Genomic DNA, 18,615 nt, shown 5'->3' on the forward strand with positions numbered 1-18,615 from the left:
TTCTAGTCGATCGTCCCCACGAGGGCGCCGGGGTACTGTCGCTCGAACCGCCCCTGCGCCTGGCTGTCGAGCCGGGTGACGATCGTGACGTCGCCGTCCGGACCGTCGTAGCGGTTCAGCACCCGGCCGTTGCGGTAGATCCAGGCGATGGCCTGACCATCCTGGGCCTTCAGCTGAATCTCGACCGGCGGGGAGTCGTCGATCAGCCCGCTGATCCGGCGCAGCAGGGCCTCACAACCCTCGCCGGTGACGGCCGAGACCGTCGAGGCCTCCTTGCGACGGGCCTGGCCCTCGATGACCTCGCGATCCTCTTCGGACAGCAGGTCGATCTTGTTCCAGACCTCGACGACGGTCTTGCCCTCGTCGAACGTCACGCCCAGTTCGGCCAGCACGCTCTGGACGTCGCGGGCCTGGGCCTCGCTGTCGGGATTGGCCACGTCGCGGACGTGCAGAACCACGTCGGCCTCCTGAACCTCCTCGAGGGTGGCGCGGAAGGCCTCGACCAACTCGTGCGGCAGGTCGGAGATGAAGCCGACGGTGTCGGACATGATCGCCGGCCGCCCGTCGGGCAGCTTCACGGTGCGCAAGGTCGGGTCCAGCGTCGCGAACAGCATGTCCTTGGCCAGGACTTCCGCTTCGGTCAGGCGGTTGAACAGCGTGGACTTGCCGGCGTTGGTGTAACCGACAAGGGCGACGGTCGGGTACGGGACTTTCTTGCGGGCGCTGCGGTGCAGGGTCCGCGTCCGGCGCACCTCCTCCAGCTCCTTCTTGAGCTTGAGGATGTTGTCGCGGATCAGGCGGCGGTCCAGTTCGATCTGGGTTTCGCCAGGACCGCCGGTATTGCCGGTGCCGCCGCGCTGGCGCTCAAGGTGGGTCCAGGTGCGGACGAGGCGCGAGCGTTCGTATTCGAGCCTGGCCAGCTCGACCTGCAGGCGGCCTTCCCGGGTCCGGGCCCTGCGGGCGAAGATCTCGAGGATCAGCCCGGTGCGGTCCACGACCTTCACCCCCAGCGCCTTCTCGAGATTGCGCTGTTGGATAGGCGTGAGCTGATCGTCGAAGACGGCGACGTCGATGTGCTCGACCTCGCAGATCGCCGCGAACTCCTCGACCTTGCCCTTGCCGAACAAGGTGGCGGGCGTGACGGCGCGCAGTGGCGCGATCATCGTCTCGACGACGTCGAGATCGAGCGCGGTGGCGAGACCGACGGCTTCCTCGAGCCGGGCATTGGGATCCCGGGCCTCAAGGGCCGCCTGGCCGCGCAGCTGCCGCGCCGGATGGATGACGAGCGCCTTCAGGATCGGCGCGGCGTGGTCAATCGACCTGGATGTGGATTTGGACAAGCGTCTCTAAATTCAGTCGTCGGAGTCGGCGCTGGGCTCATAGAGCTGAACAGGCTGAGCCGGCATGATGGTGGAAATGGCGTGCTTGTAGACCAGTTGCGACTGACCGTCGCGACGCAGCAGGACGCAGAAATTGTCGAACCAGCTGACCACGCCCTGCAGCTTCACGCCGTTGACGAGGAAAATGGTGAGCGGCGTCTTCGACTTGCGCACGCTGTTCAGGAAGGTGTCCTGAAGGTTTTGCTTCTTCTCGGCAGACATCGGGGGTTCCCCTCTCGTTGTTATCGGAGGGCAACACGCCCCCCACACAAACAAGGCCATGCTAGAGGATTTTTCGCTGAAAGCGACAAGCGCGCAGGGAAAATTTCCGCAAGGCCGTACGCCATCAAAACGTTTGGATCGAATATTGCTCCGATCTCAGACGGATTTCAGGCGCGCTCGCTCCATATAGGAACGCCGCAGGCCGATCGCCACCGGCCCCGGTTGTCCGTCGCCCAGCTTGACGCCGTCGATCTGGGTGATCGGGGTGACCAGCGAGCCGGCGCTGGTGATGAACGCTTCCTTGGCGGCTTGGGCCTCGGCGATGGTGAACGGCTTCTCGCTGAAGGGCAGGCCGGTTTCGCGGATCACTTCCAGCAGGGTCGAACGGGTTACGCCGCGCAGGATGTTGGCGTTGGTGTCGCGGGTCCGCAGGGCGCCCTCGGCGTCGATGATCCAGGCGTTGGACGATGCGCCCTCGGTCACCAGGCCCATGTCGTCGACGAACCAGGCCTCCAGCGCGCCGCGCTCACGCGCCGCCTGCTTGGCCAGGACGTTGGGCAGCAGGCCGATCGACTTGATGTCGCAGCGGGCCCAGCGGTTCTCGGGGACCGAGATCACCGAAGCGCCCTTGGCGGCCTTGGCCTCGGTAGCCGCGCGATCCAGCGACTTGGCGGTGACGACGATCGCCGGCGGCACGGCCGGGTTCGGGAAGGCATGGTCGCGCTTGGCGACGCCGCGGGTGATCTGCAGATAGCAGAGCCCCTCCTTGACCTTGTTGCGACGCACGGCCTCGCGCAGGACCATGGTCAGCGCCGCTTGGCTCATGGGATGGGCGATGCGCAGCGCGTCGAGACTGCGCCACAGGCGAGCGAAGTGCCCCTCGGCGTCGGCTAGCTTGCCGTCGAACACGGCCCAGACCTCGTACACGCCGTCGGCCAGCTGATAGCCGCGATCCTCGATATGCACGGCGGCCTCGCCGTGACGCACGAAGCGGCCGTTCACATAGGCGAAACGCGACATCTACTCTTCCTCTTCCGCCCGGGCGCCGGCCACGCCCAGGGACTTGAGCTTCCTGTGCAGCGCCGAGCGCTCCATGCCGATGAAATTGGCGGTGCGCGAGATGTTGCCGCCAAACCGCAGGATCTGGGCGTTCAGGTACTCGCGTTCGAACAGCTCGCGGGCCTCGCGCAGCGGCAGGGCGATGATCCGCTCGGCCCCGATCGCTCCGGCGTTGCCAGCGCTGGGTTGATCGGCCCCCGCCAGCATCTCGGCGGTGATCACCTCGCCGGGCTCGCCCGAGGCCAGGATCAGCATGCGCTCCACGTTGTTGCGCAACTGGCGGACATTGCCGGGCCAGGTCTGCACTTGCAGCGTGGCCAGGGCGTCCTCGCCCAGCTTGCGGCGCGCCAGGCCGGTGGCCTCGCTGATCTTGTCGACGAAATAGGCGATCAGTTCGGGGATGTCCTCGCGGCGCTCGGCCAGGCCCGGCACGCGCACCGGCACCACGTTCAGGCGGTGGAACAGATCCTCGCGGAAGCGACCACTGGTGATCTCGTCGCGCAGGTCCCGCGAGCTGGACGAGATCACCCGCACGTCGACCTGGACGTCGTTGTCGCCGCCGACCCGACGGAAGCGCTGCTCGACCAGCACGCGTAGGATGCGACCTTGCGTCTCGCGCGGCATGTCGGCGACTTCGTCGAGATAGAGCGTGCCGCTATGAGCGCGTTCGAACACGCCGATCTTGCGCGGGCGACCGCCCTCGCCTTCCTCGCCGAACAGCTCGACATCGAGCCGCTCGGGGGCCATGCCCGCGGCGCTGACGGCGACGAACTCCTGCTTGGCGCGGGCGCTGGCGCCGTGGATCAGGCGCGCCACCAGTTCCTTGCCCGAGCCGGGTGGGCCGGAGACCAGAATGCGGCTATTGGCCGGCGCGACCTTGAGGATCAGCTGCCGCAGGGCCTGGGCCGGCGCCGACTTGCCGATCAGGCCGTCCGGCGTCAGGGTCTGGGTCCGCAGCCGGCGGTTCTCGCGGCGCAGGCCCGCCGCCTCCAGCGCCCGCTCGACGATCATCAGCAGCCGGTCGGACTTGAACGGCTTTTCCAGAAACTCGTAGGCGCCGCGCTTGATGGCGCTGACCGCGGTCTCGATATTGCCGTGCCCCGAGATCATGATCACCGGCAGGTCGGCGTCCAGTCCCTTGACCATGTCCAGCAATTCCAGGCCGTCCATGCCGCCGCCCTGCATCCAGATGTCCAGGACCAGCAGGGCCGGCTTGCGGGCCCGGATCGCGGCCAGGGCCTGGTCGGAGTCGGCGGCCGTACGCACGGCATAGCCCTCATCCTCGAGGATGCCGGCCACCAGCTCGCGGATATCGGCTTCGTCATCGACCACAAGAACGTCGGCGCTCATATCATCTCCTCGGCGCCACTCTGGTCCGCATAATTGGGGGCCGTGGCGTGCAGTCGTACGGTCGTCGGGAATTTCAGGATCACGCGGGCTCCGGGAAGCTCGCGGGCGTCGGTCAGGGCCAGGCCGCCGCCGTGGTCCTCCATGATCCGCTTGACGATGGCCAGGCCCAGGCCCGTCCCCTTCTCGCGGGTAGTCACATAGGGTTCGGTGAGGCGATCGCGGTCCTTGGCGGGCAGGCCGACGCCGTTGTCCTCGATCGTCACGCACAGCTCGTCGGCGTCAGAGCTGAGGATCGCGGTGATCCGGCCCTTCAGGTTGGGATCGGCCAGCCGGCGCGCGCCGACCGCCTCGCCGGCGTTCTTCAGGATATTGGTCAGAACCTGGCCGATCATCCGTTCGTCGCAGGTGATCCAGACATCCTCGCCGCCCGGCTCCCGCAGCTTGACCTCGATCTCGGCGTCCTGGAACCGCTGCGCGAAGACGGCCTGACGCAGCATCTCGGTCAAGTTGGCCGGCTCGAAGCGCGGCGCCGGCATCCGGGCGAAGGCCGAGAACTCGTCGACCATCCGGCCGATATCGCCGACCTGGCGGATGATCGTCTCGGTGCAGCGGTCGAAGGTCTCCAGGTCGCTGGCGATCTCCTTGCGGTACTTGCGCCTCAGGCGCTCGGCCGACAGCTGGATCGGGGTCAGCGGGTTCTTGATCTCGTGGGCGATGCGGCGCGCCACATCCTTCCAGGCGGCGTTGCGCTGGGCGGCCATCAGGCGCGTGATGTCGTCGAAGGTCAGAACGAGCCCCTCGGCCACGTGGCCGGCGGCGCGCACCCGCAGGCGGCGGGTCTCGCCCTCGCGCTGAATATCGACCTCGACGTCGGTGTCGGGGCGGCTCTCCTGCAGCGCCTGCATCACCGTCTCGAACTCGGGCGCCAGTTGAATGAGATCGGTTCCAAGGGCGCCCTCCGGCAAGCCGAGCAGGGTCACGGCGCGACGGTTCACCGCCGAGACCTTGCCGTGCTCGTTCAGGCTGACGACGCCGGCGCTGACGCCCGACAGCACCGTTTCGATGAACAGGCGGCGGCTCTCGGCGTCGAGGCTGGCGGCCTTCAGCGCGGCCTGCTGCAACTGCAGCTCGCTGGTCATCATGTTGAAGGCGTTGGACAGCGCCCGGATTTCCTCGGGGCCGGTGTCGGCCTCAACCCGGGCGTCGAGGTCGCCGCCCGAGACGCGGCCCGCCGCCTCGACCAGGCCCGCCACCGGGCCGGCGATCGAGTTGGCGGCGGCGATCCCCACCCAGATGGCGGCCACGAGGACCAGCAGCGCCGTCTCCAGATAACTGAGGCCGAAGATCGCCTGGATCCGGCCGCGGCTGCGTTCGGCGTCGCGGTACGAGACCAGGGCGTCCTGAGTCTCGATCAGGTGGGTCAGGATGCCCTTTTCGATCGGCCGGACGACATAGAGATAGGCGTCCGGGAAGCCGTTCAGCTTGTAGAGCGCCCGGAAAAGATCGGTCGAGACGAAGCGCTGGGCGGTGACCTCGCCGCTGTCGGTGGCCTGGTAGCTGGACGGTGGCGGCGCCAGGAATGGCGGCGCGTCGCGCAGTTCGGCCCGGGCCAGGACGCGGCCGTCACGGTCGAGGATGTAGGCGGCGGCGAAGCCGTTGTTCCTGGTCTCGTCCGCCAGGAAGTGCCCGAACGCCACCGGCGAATGGGCCAGGGCCGGCGCGGCCTCATTCAGGTTGGCCGCCATCGGGCCGATGTGCTCGGAGATATAGTTCTTCTGCTGCTCGACATACGAGATGGCGACCTTGGCCGAGTTGCCGACCACGGTTTGGACTCGCTGGCTGAACCAGCCATCCACGCCGCGGTTGACCAGCACCCCGAAGAACAGCGCCACGATCACCGCCGGGGCCACCGCCGCCAACGAGAACAGGCCGACGAAGCGTAGGTGCAGACGGGCGCCGGCGTCGCTGGCCCGGGCGTCGATCAGGTCGTAGAGGCGCAGGCCCACCACGGTGGCCACGCCCAGGATCAGCACCAGATTGAAGCCCAGCACCACCAGGATGACCGTCGAGGCCGTGCTGATCGAATCGGTCTTGGGCGGCGACGAGGCCAGGGCGACGCTGGCGACGGTCAGGATCACCGCCAAGGCGTAGGCCCCGCCGGTCAGGTAGCGCGACCGCAGAAGCTCTCGCCACCAGGCCCGGCTGAACCGGGTCGGCGGGGCTTCCGATCCCGTCGCGTAAGCCACTGAAGACATCGGCGGGGAGTTTAGGAGCGTGTGTCCTAAATTCAACAGCTATGTGCCGAGAAAGCTTCAGCGCCACGGAGCGCGCCCGGCGCGCTCCGCTCCTTTTCGAGACTAGGGCCTGCTCAAGCAGGCCCTACCGGCGACCGCGCGTCATCTCCACGCCCAGGTCCTGAATCTTCTTGCGCAGGGTGTTGCGGTTCAGGCCTAGGATCTCGGCGGCCCGCACCTGGTTGCCACGCGTGGCCGACAGGGTCAGCTGGATCAGAGGACGCTCCACCTCCTCCAGGATCCGGTCGTAGAGGCCGGGCGGCGGCACGCCGTCGGGCTGGTCGGCGAAGTGCGAGGCCAGGTGGCGCTCGACCAGCATGGACAGGGTGAGCGGCCCCTCCTCCGAGCGGACGGCCGGGGTGTGATCCTGCAGCTCGCGGTCGACGATGCGGGCGGTGATCAGCTCCTCGGCATAGAGGGCGCACATCCGGCGCATCAGGTTCTCAAGCTCACGGACGTTGCCCGGCCACGGATGGGTCTTCAGGCGGTCCAGGGCGCTCTGATCGATCGTCTTGGCCGGCAGGCCTTCTCGGGCGGCGCGCAGCAGGAAGGTGCGGGCCAGGTCCGGGATGTCTTCCACGCGATCGCGCAGCGGCGGCAGGCGCACCGGCGCGACGTTCAGGCGGAAGAACAGATCCTCGCGGAACAAGCCCTGCTGGATCAGGCCGCGCAGGTCCCGGTTGGTGGCGGCGATGATCCGCACGTTGGGACGACGACCGGTCTTGGGATTGATCACCGGCTCCGTGCCGTCGATCACGCGCAGCAGGCGGGTCTGGGCGTCCAACGGCATGTCGCCGATCTCGTCCAGGAACAGGGTGCCGCCATCAGCCTCTATCAGGCGCCCATTGTCGCCCTCCCCGCGTCCGAACAGCTCGGTTTCGACCCGCTCGCGCGGCACGGCGGCAAGGTTGATGACCACGAACTTGCCGTCGCGGCGGCGACCCAGCTCGTGCAGAGCGCGGGCGACCAGCTCCTTGCCGGTGCCGCTTTCGCCCAGGATCAGGACCGTCAGGTCGGCTCCGACCAGTCGGGCGATGGTGCGATAGACCTCCTGCATCGGCGCCGAGCGGCCGATCAGCGGCAGGCGCTCATCGCGCATGGCGCGGGCTTGGGCCTTGGAGGCCTCGGCGTCGGCCGGCCGCGACAGGGCCCGGCGCGCCGCGGCGGTGATGTCGTCGAGGTCGAAGGGTTTGGAGACATATTCGAACGCCCCGGCGTCGGCGGCGTTGACCGCCGTCAGCAGGGTGTTCTGCGCGCTCATCACGATGATCGGCAGCTTGGGCCGCTCCTTGCGGATGCGCGGCAGCACATCGAACACGTTCTCGTCCGGCATCATCACGTCGGTGACGACCAGGTCGCCCTCCCCGTCCGTGACCCACTTGAGCAGGGTGGTGGCGTTGCCCGTGGCGCGGACCTGATAGCCGAGGCGGGTGAAGGCCTGGCTGAGCACCAGACGCACCGAGCTGTCGTCGTCGGCGATCAGAATCTTCTTGCTCGCGGCGTTCATGCTCAGGCGTCTCCGAAGGCAGTTTCAGTGTTCGAGATTTCTGGGGCGACCGGCAGCAGCACGCGGAAGATGGTGCGGCCGGGCTCGGACTCGAAATCGATCAGACCGCCGTGGGCGGTGACGAGCTTGGTGACCAGGGCCAGGCCCAGGCCCGTGCCATTGGCCTTGGTGGTCACGAAGGGCTGGAACAGGTGGTCGCGCAGGCTGGCCGGCACGCCCGGTCCGTTGTCGATCACCTTCACCTCGATCGGGGCGCCGCTGGCGGTCTTGCCGTCGGCGCCCCGCACGCGGACGCCGGGGCGCCAGGCGGTGTGGATCGAGATCTGGCCGCGATCGTCACCCCGCATGTGGGCGGCCTCGGCCGCGTTCTTGGTCAGGTTCAGGAAGACCTGGATCAGGTGATCCTCATCGCCCCACACAGGCGGCAGCGAGGGGTCGTAGCTTTCCTTCAGCGTCAGGCCGTCGGCCACGCCGTTGGCGACCAGCGCCCGGACACGGTCCAGCACCTGGTGGATGTTGACCGGCTCGCGCGGCGTCGGCGCGGCTTCGGAGAAAGCCTCCATGCGGTCGACCAGGCGGCGGATGCGGTCTGTCTCATCGACGATCAGCTGGGCCAGCGGCTGGTCGACGGCGCTGGCGCCGGTCTTCAGCAACTGGGCGGCGCCGCGAATACCGGCCAGCGGGTTCTTGATCTCGTGAGCCAACATCTTGCCCAGGCCCACGACCGAGCGCAGGCCGGCCGCATCGGCGGCCTTGTCGACACCCAGGACGCCCTTGACGTGCAGGGTTAGCAGCACCGAACCATCGCCCAGCGGGACGGCGGCGCCGTCGGCCTCGAACGGCGGCTGGCCGAACAGGTTGACCTCGACGCCGTGCTCACGGACCAGCGCGCCTTCGAAGATCGCACGGTCCAACAGCGAGACCAGCACCGAACCCGGCGGCAGGGCGGCGCGGAAGCGGCCGCGCGCCAACAGCGACAGGCCGTGTCCGAACAGAGCCTCGGCGGCCTCGTTCACCGCCACCAGCCCACCGTCGCGGTCCACCACCAGGGCGGGCTCGGGGCTGAGATCGAAGGCGGCGGCCTTAAGGGCCTCGGGCGTGAGGCCGCCGAATACGCGGGCGTGGTCGGTCATGCGGCTAATCTCCCGCCCGCCAGCCAGAGGTCGCGCAAGGCGATCTCAACGGCGGCGGGGTCTTCCAAGCGGCACAGGGTCGCGCGAGCGGCCCGGCGCGCCTCGGCCGTTTCCGGCCAGGGCGCGGCCTCGATGTATGAGGCCAGGTGCTTGCGAAACATCTTCAAGCCCAGTTTCTCGCCGTAGAACTCTAGGCTGCGGCGGAAATGAGTGAGGGCGATGGACAGGCGCTCTTCGGCTTCCGGCTCGGCGAAGCCCCTGCCTTCGAGCGCGGCCTCGATCGCGCAGGCTATCCAGGGGCGGCCATAGACGCCCCGGCCGATCATCACGCCATCGGCGCCGGACTGTTCAAGCGCCATGCGGGCGCTGTCGCCGTCGATGATGTCGCCATTGACCAGCACCGGCACCGAGACGGCCTTCTTGACCGCCGCGATGGCGGTCCAGTCGGCGACGCCCTTGTAGAATTGGTTGCGGGTGCGGCCGTGAACCGTGATCGCCTTGGCCCCGGCGGCTTCGGCCCGGCGGGCGATATCGGGTGCGTTCAGGCAATCGACGTCCCAACCCAGGCGCATCTTCACCGTCACGGGAACGTCGACGGCCTTGACGGCGGCGGCGACCAGAGCCTCGGCAAGGTCAGGCTCGCGCATCAGGGCCGAGCCGCAGGCGACGCCCTTGGTGACTTCCTTGGCCGGGCAACCGAAGTTCAGATCGATGATCTCGGCCCCGGCCTCCTGCGCCATGCGGGCGCCCTGGGCCATGAAGGCGATGTCGCGGCCGACCAGTTGGATCACGGTCAGCGGCAGGCCATCGCCGACCGCCGCGCGGCGCACGACATCCGGCCGCCCCCGCGCGAGCTCCGCGCTGGCCACCATCTCCGTCGCCACGTAAGGCGCGCCGAGCGCCGTGGCCGTTTCTCTAAAAGGCAGATCCGAAACCCCGGTCATGGGCGCGATCCACACCCGACCGGGAACTTCGACCCCGCCGACCTCGAGCGTGTTGCTCATTTTATGATCATCCCCGCAGCATTCTTTTTAGGCACATTGTGCAGCGCAGTAAAGCCCAGATCGACTAGACTTCGGCGGCCACCGGACTAAACAGCCGCCATGACCTTTTCCGCCGTGATCGTCGCCGCCGGTTCGGGAAGCCGAGCCGGTCCGGGCCAGGCCAAGCAGTGGCGTCCCGTGGCGGGTAAAGCCGTTCTGCGCTGGTCGGTCGAGGCCTTCCTGGCGGCCGGGGCTGCCGAAATCGTCATCGTAACGACCGAAGACGGCGAAAACGCGCTCCCAGAGGTGCTGAATGGCCTCCCTGGCTGGCGTGTGGCCCGTGGCGGCGCGACGCGGGCGCTGTCGGTGCGGTCGGGCCTCGCGGCGCTCTCCGATCGTCCCGACGACGAGGCGGTCCTGATCCACGACGCCGCCCGTCCCTTCCTGACCGGCGCGATCATCGACGGCGTGCTGAAGGCGCTCGAGAGCGCCGACGCCGTCCTGCCCGCCCTGCCCGTCGCCGACACGCTCAAGCGCGGCGAGCCCGGCCAGAACCTGATGACGATCTCGCGCGAGCACCTCTGGCGCGCACAGACGCCGCAGGCCGCGCGCCGCGACACTCTGCTCGCCGCCTATGCCGCCTGGGCCGGGGACGAGCCGACCGACGACGCCCAGGTGGTGGAAGCCGCGGGGGGGCGCGTGGCTATCGCGCCGGGCGGCCCGCTTCTGATGAAACTCACCTATCCCGAGGACTTCGCCATGGCTGAAAGGCTCGCCGGCGCGGCGCGCATCACTCGAGTCGGCCAGGGCTTCGACGCCCACCGCTGGGGTCCGGGCGAAGAGGTCTGGCTTTGCGGCGTGGCCATCAAGCACGACGAGACGCTGATCGGACATTCGGACGCCGACGCTGGCCTGCACGCCCTGACCGACGCGATCCTGGGCGCGATCGGCGAAGGCGACATCGGCGACCACTTCCCGCCGACCGACCCGAAGTGGAAGGGCGCGGCCTCGGACCAGTTCCTCAGGCGCGCCGCCGAGCTGGTCGCGGCCAAGGGCGGGGCGATCGTCAATGTCGACGTGACCCTGATCTGCGAGCGGCCGAAGATCAAACCGCATCGGTTGGCCATGCGTGAGAGGCTGGCCGAGATCCTCGACCTCCCGCTCGACCGGGTCAGCGTCAAGGCGACCACGACCGAGAAGATGGGCTTCACCGGTCGTGGCGAGGGTTTGGCCGCGTCCGCCGTCGTGGCGGTCGAGACGCCGGCCTGAACGGTCTAAGCTAAGGCCTACGAATCCGGAGACGCCGATGTTCCCGCTGGAAATCGAGACCCTGGCCCGGCTGCTGATCGACGAGGCGCGCGCCAAGTCGCTTCGCCTCGTGTCGGCCGAGAGTTGCACCGGCGGCCTGGTGGCCGGGGCGATCTGCTCGATCTCCGGCGCGTCCGACGTCTTCGAGCGCGGGTTCGTGACCTACACCAACCGCGCCAAGTCCGAGATGCTGGGCGTGCCGGGCGACCTGATCGCCGACCACGGCGCGGTGTCCGAGCCGGTGGCGCGGATGATGGCCGAGGGCGCTCTGCGCGAGAGCAATGGCCATGTCGCTGTATCGATCACCGGCATCGCCGGTCCTGGCGGCGGCACGCCGATGAAGCCGGTTGGCACGGTCCACTTCGCCGTGGCTCGCGCCAATCGCTCCGTGGTCCATAGGCGCGAGCACTTCGCCGGCGAGACCCGCGAGGCCGTGCAGTTGGCGGCGGTGCGAACCGCGCTGGAAATGCTCCGCGAGGCGGTGGCCTAGTGCCCGAAACCGCGCCCAGCGACTGGCGGCGCTTCGCGGGCGCCGGCCTCTCGCAGAAGGCGCTGAAGGCCGCGGCGGCCCGCAAGACCGAAATCCGGCACGCGATCCGAGTGTCGGCCGCGGTCGGCGCGGCCTTCGCCCTGGCCACCCTGCTGCGCCTGCCGCAAGGGTATTGGGCGGTGTTCACCGCCGTGATCGTGGTGCAGTCCAGCCTGGGGGCGACCATCACCGCCTCGATGGAGCGCTTCATGGGCACGGTCGTCGGCGCCCTGGCCGGCGCCGTGGCGGCCTATTTCCATGCCAAGTGGCCGGAGTTCGGCGGCGTGATCCTTTGCGTGACGGTGGCGCTGCTGTCGTTCGTGGTCTCGATGCGGCCGGCGCTGAAGGTCGCGCCGGTCACCGCCGTGATCATGCTGATCGGCCAGACGACCCATATGGACCCGCTGATCGCCGCCAGCCTGCGGGTCGCCGAGATCACGGTAGGCAGCCTGGTGGGCGTCGCCGCCACCCTGCTGATCTTCCCGGCCCGCGCCCACGCCTCGGTGGTGACCAGCGTCCAGAAGATCGCCGGCCTGCAGGCGCACATCCTCGACAGCTATATTCTCATGCTGCGCGGCGCGCCGGGACCAACCGACTATCTCAAGGCCCAGGACGATCTGCGCGCGGCGCTGGCCAAGCTGCAGACGTCGATGACCGAGGCCGATCGTGAGAACGCCAGCAAGCTCAGCGAGCGATCGGTGTCAGACGCCCTTCCACGCACGCTCTGGCGGCTGCGCAACGACACGGTGATGGTCGGCCGCACCTTGCGCGAGCCCTTGCCGGCCGAGGGGCTGGCGCCGGCCGCCGCCGACATGCTGGAGGCCAGCGCCAAGTTCCTGCGCGGCGCGGCCGACCTGCTGGCCGGCGGCCCGCGTCCGGACCGCGTGGCCTTCGCCGAAGTCCACCAGACCTTCCAGGCTTGCGTCGAGGGTTTGCGCCAGAAGGGTCTCACCCGCGGGCTTGAGTTCGACGACGCCGCGCGGGTGTTCGGCCTGGTCTTCGCGATCGAGAACCTGTTCGGCAACCTCGGCGACTTCGAGGAGCGGATCGAGGAAGCCGTGGCCAAGAAGGACTAAGCTAGGAACGATCGGGCTTCGCGCCGTAAATCTGCCTCGCCCGATCCTCGAAGCAGGCGATCAGCTTGTTGGCGGCCTTGTCGATATTGGCGGCCAGCATGGCGTCCAGCAGCGCCGCCTTGAAGGCGAAGTCGATCACGAACTCGACGCGGGTCGCGTCGCCCTCGGGCGCGAAGCGCCAGCCATTGGTCAGGCGCTTGAAGGGGCCGTAGAGCAGGCTGACGTCGATGCTCAGCGCGTCGCGATCGCGGCGGACGCGGGTGGCGAACTTCTCGCGCAGGAACGAGAAGCCGACCTGGGCCTCGGCGTCGACCGTGCTGATGGGGCCGTCGACGCGGCCGTTCCAGGTGCGCATGCCGGTGATCCACGGCACGAACTTCGGATAGGCCTCGACGTCGCCAACCAGTTCGAACAGTTGCTCGGGCGCGTACGGAAGCACCCGCGTGACCACGTGACGATGCACGGCTTTTTACGCGGTGCGGGCGTCGAGCGCGCGACGAGCGGCCTGCAGCTTGGCGAAGTCGTCGCCCGCGTGGTGCGACGAGCGGGTCAACGGGCTGGACGACACCATCAGGAAGCCCTTGGCCCGGGCGATCGCCTCATAGGCCTTGAATTCTTCCGGCGTCACGAACCGGTCGATGGCCGCGTGCTTGCGGGTGGGCTGCAGGTACTGGCCGATGGTGATGAAGTCGACGCCGGCCGAGCGCATGTCGTCCATGACCTGCATGACCTCCTCCTTGGTTTCGCCCAGACCGACCATCAGGCCGGACTTGGTGAACTGGGAGGGATCGCGCTGCTTCACGCGGTCCAGCAGGCGCAGCGAGTTGTAGTAGCGAGCGCCGGGGCGGATCTTCAGGTAGAGCCGCGGCACGGTCTCGAGGTTGTGATTGAAGACGTCCGGCCTGGAGTCGATCACCACGTTCTCGGCGTTGTCCTTGCGCAGGAAGTCCGGCGTCAGGATCTCGATGGTGGTGCTCGGCGCGGCCGCGCGAATGGCGGTGACCACTTCCGCGAAGTGGCGAGCGCCGCCGTCCAGCAGGTCATCGCGGTCCACCGAGGTGATGACCACGTGCTTGAGGCCCATCTTGGCGACAGCCTCGGCCACGCGGCGCGGCTCGTCGGGATCCAGCTGGGTCGGCAAGCCGGTGGTGACGTTGCAGAAGGCGCAGGCGCGCGTGCAGATCTCGCCCATGATCATCATGGTCGCGTGCTTCTGGCTCCAGCACTCGCCGATGTTCGGACAGGCCGCTTCCTCGCAGACCGTGGTCAGCTTGTGCTCGCGCACGATGCCCTTGGTCTCGTTGTATTGACCCGTGCCGGGCGCGCGGACTCGCAGCCACTCGGGCTTGCGAAGCACCGGCGTGTCCGGGCGGTTCTGCTTTTCGGGGTGGCGCGCCGCCCGGTCATCCGAGCCGCGAGCCTTGAGGGTGTCGATCACCGTGGCCATGGCGCCTAAATCGGTCTTCTTGGCTCGCGGATCAAGCGCTTGATCTTGCTTAAGTCAGCAACGCGCGAAATGACTGTGCCGGTATGCGTCGCCGCCTCCTCGCTATCGCCCTAGCCTTGACCGTTTCCGCCTGCGGCGACGGGGGCTCGCGCGCGCCGTTCGCCGAGAGCCGGACGCCGCCGTCACTGAGCGCGCGGTTCTACCCGCCCCAGGGCTGGGCCTGGGGCTACGTGCGCAGCGGCGAGGGCCTGGTGCAGCGCTACGGCGTCACCGCGCCGCCCGTCGCGCCCAGGGCGACGATCCTGATTCTGACCGGCTACGGCGAAAGCGCCGAGAAATGGTTCGAGACCGTCACGGACCTGACGGCGCAAGGCTTCTCGGTGTGGGTGCTGGAGCGTCAGGGCCAGGGCGGATCCGAGCGCGAGACACCCTGGCGCGACCTCGGCCATGTCGACAGCTTCGATCCCGACGTCGACGCCGTACGCGCCCTGGTGAAAGGTGTGATCCGGCCTGGACCCGACATGCCGCTTGTGGTGCTGGGCCATTCCGAGGGCGGGCTCGTGGCCCTGCGCGCCGCTCAGCAAGGCCTGGCCATGGACGGACTCGTCCTCTCTTCCCCCGCCTTCGGCCTGACCGCCCTGCCCCGGCCGCGCTCGGACTTCGCCAGGTTCACCCCCGCGATGCGGTTCCTTCGCTTGGGCTGGATCAAGACCCCGGACCAGCCCGGCTGGCGGCGGGACGCGCCAGATGACGGCCTTACCCACGACCCGGTTCGCGGCAGGGTGCAGGCGGCCTGGATGCTGGCCAATCCCGACCTGCGTATGGGGGGGCGGAGCCTGGGTTGGTTCGCGGCGTTCTTCGACGCCTCCGAAGCCGCCGCCCACGACATCCGTAGAACGAACGTTCCAACGCTGATGCTGACCGCCGACCACGACAAGGCCGTTTCGGCCACGCCGCAGACCCGGCTTTGCGCGGCGATGGCCACCTGTCAGGAGACCCGTTACCCGATGTCGGGACATGACCTGCACATGGAATCGGACGCGGTTCGCCAGGCCTGGCTGGCCGCGATCGTAGATTTCACCCGAACCCGGACAGCCGCCAAGGCCCTGCCTCGCAAGGGGTGACCCTCACGGTTTGTGACTCTTTCTTGCAAAACCGGACCTTCCCCGGCAGACTCGACGTTTAAGAACGGGAGCGCGCTTTCGCTCTTCGGGGAGGTTTCGCCGGGATGCCGGTAGCTTACGACGCGCAAGCTGGCCACAAGGCCATCTTCGACGCCCTCATCGACGCCCGCGACAAGTATGGCGCCAAGAAGCCGATCCTGGAGGACCAGGACCGCAATCCTCTGTCCTATACGGATCTGATCCGCGCCAGCTTCGCACTGGGCCGCAAGATCGCGGCCATGACGAAGCCGGGTGAGAACGTCGGCATTCTATTGCCGTCGGGCTCGGGTTCGGTGGTGACGTTTTTCGCCCTGCACGCCTTCGGCCGCGTGCCGACCATGCTGAACTTCACGGCGGGTTTGCGGAACATCAAGGCCGCCTGCAAGCTGGCCAAGATCAAGCGCGTGCTGACCGCCCACAAGTTCATCGAACTGGGCAAGCTGCACGACATCGTCGACGCGATCGGCGAGCACGCCGAGGTCACCTATCTGGAAGACGTGCGCGGGACGATCGGCTTCGGCGACAAGCTGTTCGCCGCCGCCGCGGGCCTCTTCCCACGGCGGTTCCGCGCCCCGGCCAAGCCGTCGGACAAGGGCGTCGTGCTGTTCACCTCGGGCAGCTTCGGCGCGCCGCGCGGCGTGGTGCTGACCCAGGCCAACCTAGTGTCGAACGCCCAGCAGATCGCCGCCCACATCGCGCTGGATCCGGCCTGGGTGTTCTTCAATCCGCTGCCGGTCTTCCATTGCTTCGGTCTGACCGCTGGAGTGATCCTGCCGCTGATGACCGGCATGAAGGCGTTCCAGTACCCCTCGCCGCTGCACACCAAGCAGATCCCGCCGCTGATGAAGGACGTCGGAGCCTCGGTGCTTCTGGCGACGGACACCTTCGTCAACCAGTACGCCCGCTCCGCCGAACCCGACGAGATGTCGGGCCTGAAATTCATCGTCTGTGGCGCCGAGAAGGTTCGCGACGAGACGCATAACCTCATCGCCGAAAAGTTCGGCGGCGTGCCGGTGCTGGAAGGCTATGGCGCGACCGAGGCGTCGCCGGTGATCGCGGTCAACAAGCCCGATGACAATCGACGGGGCACCGTCGGCGGCCTGTTGCCGGGCCAGGAGTGGAAAATCGAGCCCGTCGAAGGCATCCCTGAGGGCGGCAAGCTGCTGGTGCGCGGCCCGAACATCATGGCGGGCTATCTTCGCGAGGATGGCGGCGTCGACGCGCCCCAAGGCGGCTGGCATGATACGGGCGACGTGGTCACCATGACCGACGACCTGTGGATCACGATCAAGGGCCGCGTGAAACGCTTCGCCAAGATCGGCGGCGAGATGGTCTCGCTGACAGCCGCCGAGGACCTGGCCTCGGCCGTGTGGCCCGACGGCCGTCACGCCGTGATCTCGATGCCCGACAAGAAGAAGGGCGAGAAACTGATCCTGGTCACCGACCGTCCCGACGCCGCCGTGGCCTCGCTGGTCGCCCACGCCCAGACGATCGGCGCGCCCGAACTGGCCGTGCCGCGCAAGATTCTCAAGGTGCAGGAAGTGCCCGTTCTGGGCAGCGGCAAGACCGACTATGTCGCCATCCAGCGGATGGCGGAAACCGACGCGCGCGCCGCCTAGGTCGAAATCCGGCGAAGCTGATCAAGCTTCGCCGGAACGTTCCTGTCCCAAGGACTTTGGGCGCTGCCTAGAGCACGCTTCCAAGGGCTTCGAGCTCCGCCCGAAAGCCCTGCTTGCGGCCATGCATGGCGCGCAGGTCGGCCACGAAGGCCTGATGATCGGGATACTCGCCGTAGTCGCCGATCATGACCGACAGCGACTCCGCCTCCAGCAGCTGACGGGCGGCCTCCGCGTAGCGCGCCGCGACGCCGTAGGTCAGCACGTACTGGATCGAGGCGCGCAGCAGCAGCGTCGCGGCCATGGGATAGGCGCCCTCCAGCCGGCGCGCGGCTTCGGCTATCAGGGTGTCGTCGGCGCCGCTGATCTCGCCGGCGCGGGCCAGCACCAGCCGTGAGGCGGCCATCAGGTCCGGCCACGAGACCAGGAACGCCAGCGCCCTGTCGAACTGCGGGAAACGCTTGGCGACCGCCTTGGCCTGATCCTCGGCCTCGACATCGTCGAAGTCCGGCAGGCCTTTCAGATAGGTCCTCAGACGCGGGATCGACAGCGTGCGCTCGAATTCCGCCCAGCGGCGTTTCTGGGCCTCCTCGTGGTGACCGGTGGCCTCCAGGGCGTCGAGCATCGCCTCTTCCCAGGCGTCGCGCTCCTCCAGAGAGCTCTGGTGACGGCCGCGCTGGTCACCGGGCGCGCCGGCATGCAGGGTCGCCAAGGCGTCCTCGGCGCGCCCGGCCTCCAGCAAGCGGCGCGCGATCTCGGCCGAGACCAGGGGCGTACGGCGCAGCTCCGGCGCGAAGGTCGCCTCGAAGGCGTCGACATCGCCGCTGGCGTCGGCCAACCGGCGCAGGGCGTCCCTGTAGATCCCGCTGCGAGCGTCGCGGATGGTGCGCGCGGCCAGCAGCTTTTCCAAGGTCTCGCGGAGGTGGGCCTGCCCCTTCTCGCCAAGCAAGGGTCCCAACGCGTTCACCACGGGTCCGAACTGGGCGTAGTCGTCGCGACGCAGCAGGTTGGCGATCCGGTCGGCGAGGACAATCGGATCCGGCATGGCCCCGGCGGCGATCGCGCCGACCCCGTCGCGAGCGGCCAGGAACACGTCGCCGATGGGCCCCTCGGCCTGGCTGAGGCGATCCAGGGTCGGCGTCGCCAGATCCAGCAGGTCCAGCATCAAATCGAGCGCCGCGGTGGCGTCGTCCTGCGCCAACCGCTCGATCATCCCCCGATGCAGGTCGAGGTCTCTGGCGAAGGCCGCGCGCTTGCGCCAGTTGATGCGAGACGACGACTTGCCGATCGCCGTCAGGCGCTTGGAGATCTCCAGCGCCAAGCCTTCGGTGTTCGACTCGGCGAACAGTTCCAGCCGCAACACGCGCTTGACGTGGCTGTCGCTGGACAGGTCGAGGAGGATGGCGGCCAGGCGCTCAGGACCGAGGTCGACCAGATTGGCCTCGGAAAGGGTCGTCTTCGATCCTTTCCGGGCCTTGGCCGGCTTCACCTTGTCCGAAGCATCATCCGTCGTCGTCGCGGCCTTGCGCGCCATCCAGTCTCCTAGGTC

Annotated in this window: 16 protein-coding genes; 5 read left to right on the plus strand and 11 right to left on the minus strand. The window is 68.3% G+C overall.

Translation table 11 applies throughout. The features are described 5' to 3' along the window. Positions 1 to 2: 2 nt before the first annotated feature. The 8 genes from hflX to dusB all read right to left on the minus strand — a co-directional run bounded on the left by hflX (position 3) and on the right by dusB (position 9,948). A complete protein-coding gene (gene hflX / locus AC07R7_RS15360) occupies positions 3 to 1,340 on the minus strand; it encodes a GTPase HflX (RefSeq protein ID WP_494635773.1) in 1,338 nt (445 codons plus the stop codon). Between the two features lie 12 nt (positions 1,341 to 1,352). Further along, a complete protein-coding gene (gene hfq, locus AC07R7_RS15365) occupies positions 1,353 to 1,601 on the minus strand; it encodes an RNA chaperone Hfq (protein ID WP_013079113.1) in 249 nt (82 codons plus the stop codon). Positions 1,602 to 1,757: 156 nt separating this feature from the next. Continuing rightward, entirely contained in the window at positions 1,758 to 2,621 is an 864-nt protein-coding gene (locus tag AC07R7_RS15370; RefSeq protein ID WP_494635774.1) for a D-amino-acid transaminase, read from the minus strand. After that, positions 2,622 to 4,010, minus strand: coding sequence for a nitrogen assimilation response regulator NtrX (gene ntrX, locus AC07R7_RS15375; RefSeq protein ID WP_494635775.1), 1,389 nt, complete (start codon positions 4,008 to 4,010; stop codon positions 2,622 to 2,624). Next, positions 4,007 to 6,265, minus strand: coding sequence for a sensor histidine kinase NtrY-like (locus AC07R7_RS15380; RefSeq protein ID WP_494635776.1), 2,259 nt, complete (start codon positions 6,263 to 6,265; stop codon positions 4,007 to 4,009). Before AC07R7_RS15380 ends, ntrX begins: the two co-directional genes overlap by 4 nt. Positions 6,266 to 6,389: 124 nt before the next feature. Further along, positions 6,390 to 7,811, minus strand: a complete 1,422-nt coding sequence (locus AC07R7_RS15385) for a sigma 54-interacting transcriptional regulator (RefSeq protein WP_492885195.1) — start codon at positions 7,809 to 7,811, stop codon at positions 6,390 to 6,392. A gap of 2 nt (positions 7,812 to 7,813) precedes the next feature. Next, the gene (locus tag AC07R7_RS15390) at positions 7,814 to 8,944 is read right to left on the minus strand and encodes a two-component system sensor histidine kinase NtrB (protein WP_494635777.1); all 1,131 of its coding nucleotides are present in this window, start codon (positions 8,942 to 8,944) and stop codon (positions 7,814 to 7,816) included. Further along, entirely contained in the window at positions 8,941 to 9,948 is a 1,008-nt protein-coding gene (gene dusB, locus AC07R7_RS15395) for a tRNA dihydrouridine synthase DusB (protein ID WP_494635778.1), read from the minus strand. The genes AC07R7_RS15390 and dusB overlap by 4 nt, the downstream gene beginning before the upstream one ends. 99 nt (positions 9,949 to 10,047) lie before the next feature. Here dusB and AC07R7_RS15400 point away from each other — a divergent pair, with 99 nt between their 5' ends. From AC07R7_RS15400 to AC07R7_RS15410, 3 genes are read left to right on the plus strand one after another with little or no spacing between them, the layout of a single operon-like run. After that, positions 10,048 to 11,196 (plus strand): bifunctional 2-C-methyl-D-erythritol 4-phosphate cytidylyltransferase/2-C-methyl-D-erythritol 2,4-cyclodiphosphate synthase, encoded by a 1,149-nt coding sequence (locus AC07R7_RS15400; protein ID WP_494635780.1) that lies wholly within the window; start codon positions 10,048 to 10,050, stop codon positions 11,194 to 11,196. Positions 11,197 to 11,233: 37 nt separating this feature from the next. Continuing rightward, positions 11,234 to 11,725 (plus strand): CinA family protein, encoded by a 492-nt coding sequence (locus tag AC07R7_RS15405; protein WP_492885187.1) that lies wholly within the window; start codon positions 11,234 to 11,236, stop codon positions 11,723 to 11,725. Further along, positions 11,725 to 12,840, plus strand: a complete 1,116-nt coding sequence (locus AC07R7_RS15410) for an FUSC family protein (RefSeq protein ID WP_492885185.1) — start codon at positions 11,725 to 11,727, stop codon at positions 12,838 to 12,840. The genes AC07R7_RS15405 and AC07R7_RS15410 overlap by 1 nt, the downstream gene beginning before the upstream one ends. 1 nt (position 12,841) lies before the next feature. Here the strand turns inward: AC07R7_RS15410 and AC07R7_RS15415 are convergent, their stop codons facing one another. Both AC07R7_RS15415 and lipA read right to left on the minus strand, forming a co-directional pair. Further along, the gene (locus AC07R7_RS15415) at positions 12,842 to 13,303 is read right to left on the minus strand and encodes a type II toxin-antitoxin system RatA family toxin (RefSeq protein WP_492885183.1); all 462 of its coding nucleotides are present in this window, start codon (positions 13,301 to 13,303) and stop codon (positions 12,842 to 12,844) included. 6 nt (positions 13,304 to 13,309) lie between these two features. Beyond that, positions 13,310 to 14,287, minus strand: a complete 978-nt coding sequence (gene lipA, locus AC07R7_RS15420) for a lipoyl synthase (protein WP_492838458.1) — start codon at positions 14,285 to 14,287, stop codon at positions 13,310 to 13,312. 83 nt (positions 14,288 to 14,370) lie between these two features. On the opposite strand from lipA, the gene AC07R7_RS15425 reads away from it, so the two are divergent. Beyond that, entirely contained in the window at positions 14,371 to 15,411 is a 1,041-nt protein-coding gene (locus AC07R7_RS15425) for an alpha/beta fold hydrolase (protein ID WP_494635782.1), read from the plus strand. 104 nt (positions 15,412 to 15,515) lie between these two features. Further along, positions 15,516 to 17,069, plus strand: coding sequence for an AMP-binding protein (locus AC07R7_RS15430; RefSeq protein ID WP_494635783.1), 1,554 nt, complete (start codon positions 15,516 to 15,518; stop codon positions 17,067 to 17,069). Between the two features lie 67 nt (positions 17,070 to 17,136). On the opposite strand, the gene AC07R7_RS15435 is transcribed toward AC07R7_RS15430, so the two are convergent. Then, the gene (locus AC07R7_RS15435; protein WP_494635784.1) at positions 17,137 to 18,600 is read right to left on the minus strand and encodes a DUF6880 family protein; all 1,464 of its coding nucleotides are present in this window, start codon (positions 18,598 to 18,600) and stop codon (positions 17,137 to 17,139) included. Positions 18,601 to 18,615 lie beyond the last annotated feature (15 nt).

The organism is Caulobacter sp. GW821-FHT05F04 (assembly GCF_059419665.1).

What these genes read in the sequence shown, in the direction of transcription:
- hfq (WP_013079113.1), bottom strand. Translation starts at nt 1,601, where the DNA reads ATGTCTGCCGAGAAGAAGCAAAACCTTCAGGACACCTTCCTGAACAGC.
- AC07R7_RS15370 (WP_494635774.1), bottom strand. Translation starts at nt 2,621, where the DNA reads ATGTCGCGTTTCGCCTATGTGAACGGCCGCTTCGTGCGTCACGGCGAG.
- ntrX (WP_494635775.1), bottom strand. Translation starts at nt 4,010, where the DNA reads ATGAGCGCCGACGTTCTTGTGGTCGATGACGAAGCCGATATCCGCGAG.
- AC07R7_RS15380 (WP_494635776.1), bottom strand. Translation starts at nt 6,265, where the DNA reads ATGTCTTCAGTGGCTTACGCGACGGGATCGGAAGCCCCGCCGACCCGG.
- AC07R7_RS15385 (WP_492885195.1), bottom strand. Translation starts at nt 7,811, where the DNA reads ATGAACGCCGCGAGCAAGAAGATTCTGATCGCCGACGACGACAGCTCG.
- AC07R7_RS15390 (WP_494635777.1), bottom strand. Translation starts at nt 8,944, where the DNA reads ATGACCGACCACGCCCGCGTATTCGGCGGCCTCACGCCCGAGGCCCTT.
- dusB (WP_494635778.1), bottom strand. Translation starts at nt 9,948, where the DNA reads ATGAGCAACACGCTCGAGGTCGGCGGGGTCGAAGTTCCCGGTCGGGTG.
- AC07R7_RS15400 (WP_494635780.1), top strand. Translation starts at nt 10,048, where the DNA reads ATGACCTTTTCCGCCGTGATCGTCGCCGCCGGTTCGGGAAGCCGAGCC.
- AC07R7_RS15405 (WP_492885187.1), top strand. Translation starts at nt 11,234, where the DNA reads ATGTTCCCGCTGGAAATCGAGACCCTGGCCCGGCTGCTGATCGACGAG.
- lipA (WP_492838458.1), bottom strand. Translation starts at nt 14,287, where the DNA reads ATGGCCACGGTGATCGACACCCTCAAGGCTCGCGGCTCGGATGACCGG.
- AC07R7_RS15425 (WP_494635782.1), top strand. Translation starts at nt 14,371, where the DNA reads ATGCGTCGCCGCCTCCTCGCTATCGCCCTAGCCTTGACCGTTTCCGCC.
- AC07R7_RS15430 (WP_494635783.1), top strand. Translation starts at nt 15,516, where the DNA reads ATGCCGGTAGCTTACGACGCGCAAGCTGGCCACAAGGCCATCTTCGAC.
- AC07R7_RS15435 (WP_494635784.1), bottom strand. Translation starts at nt 18,600, where the DNA reads ATGGCGCGCAAGGCCGCGACGACGACGGATGATGCTTCGGACAAGGTG.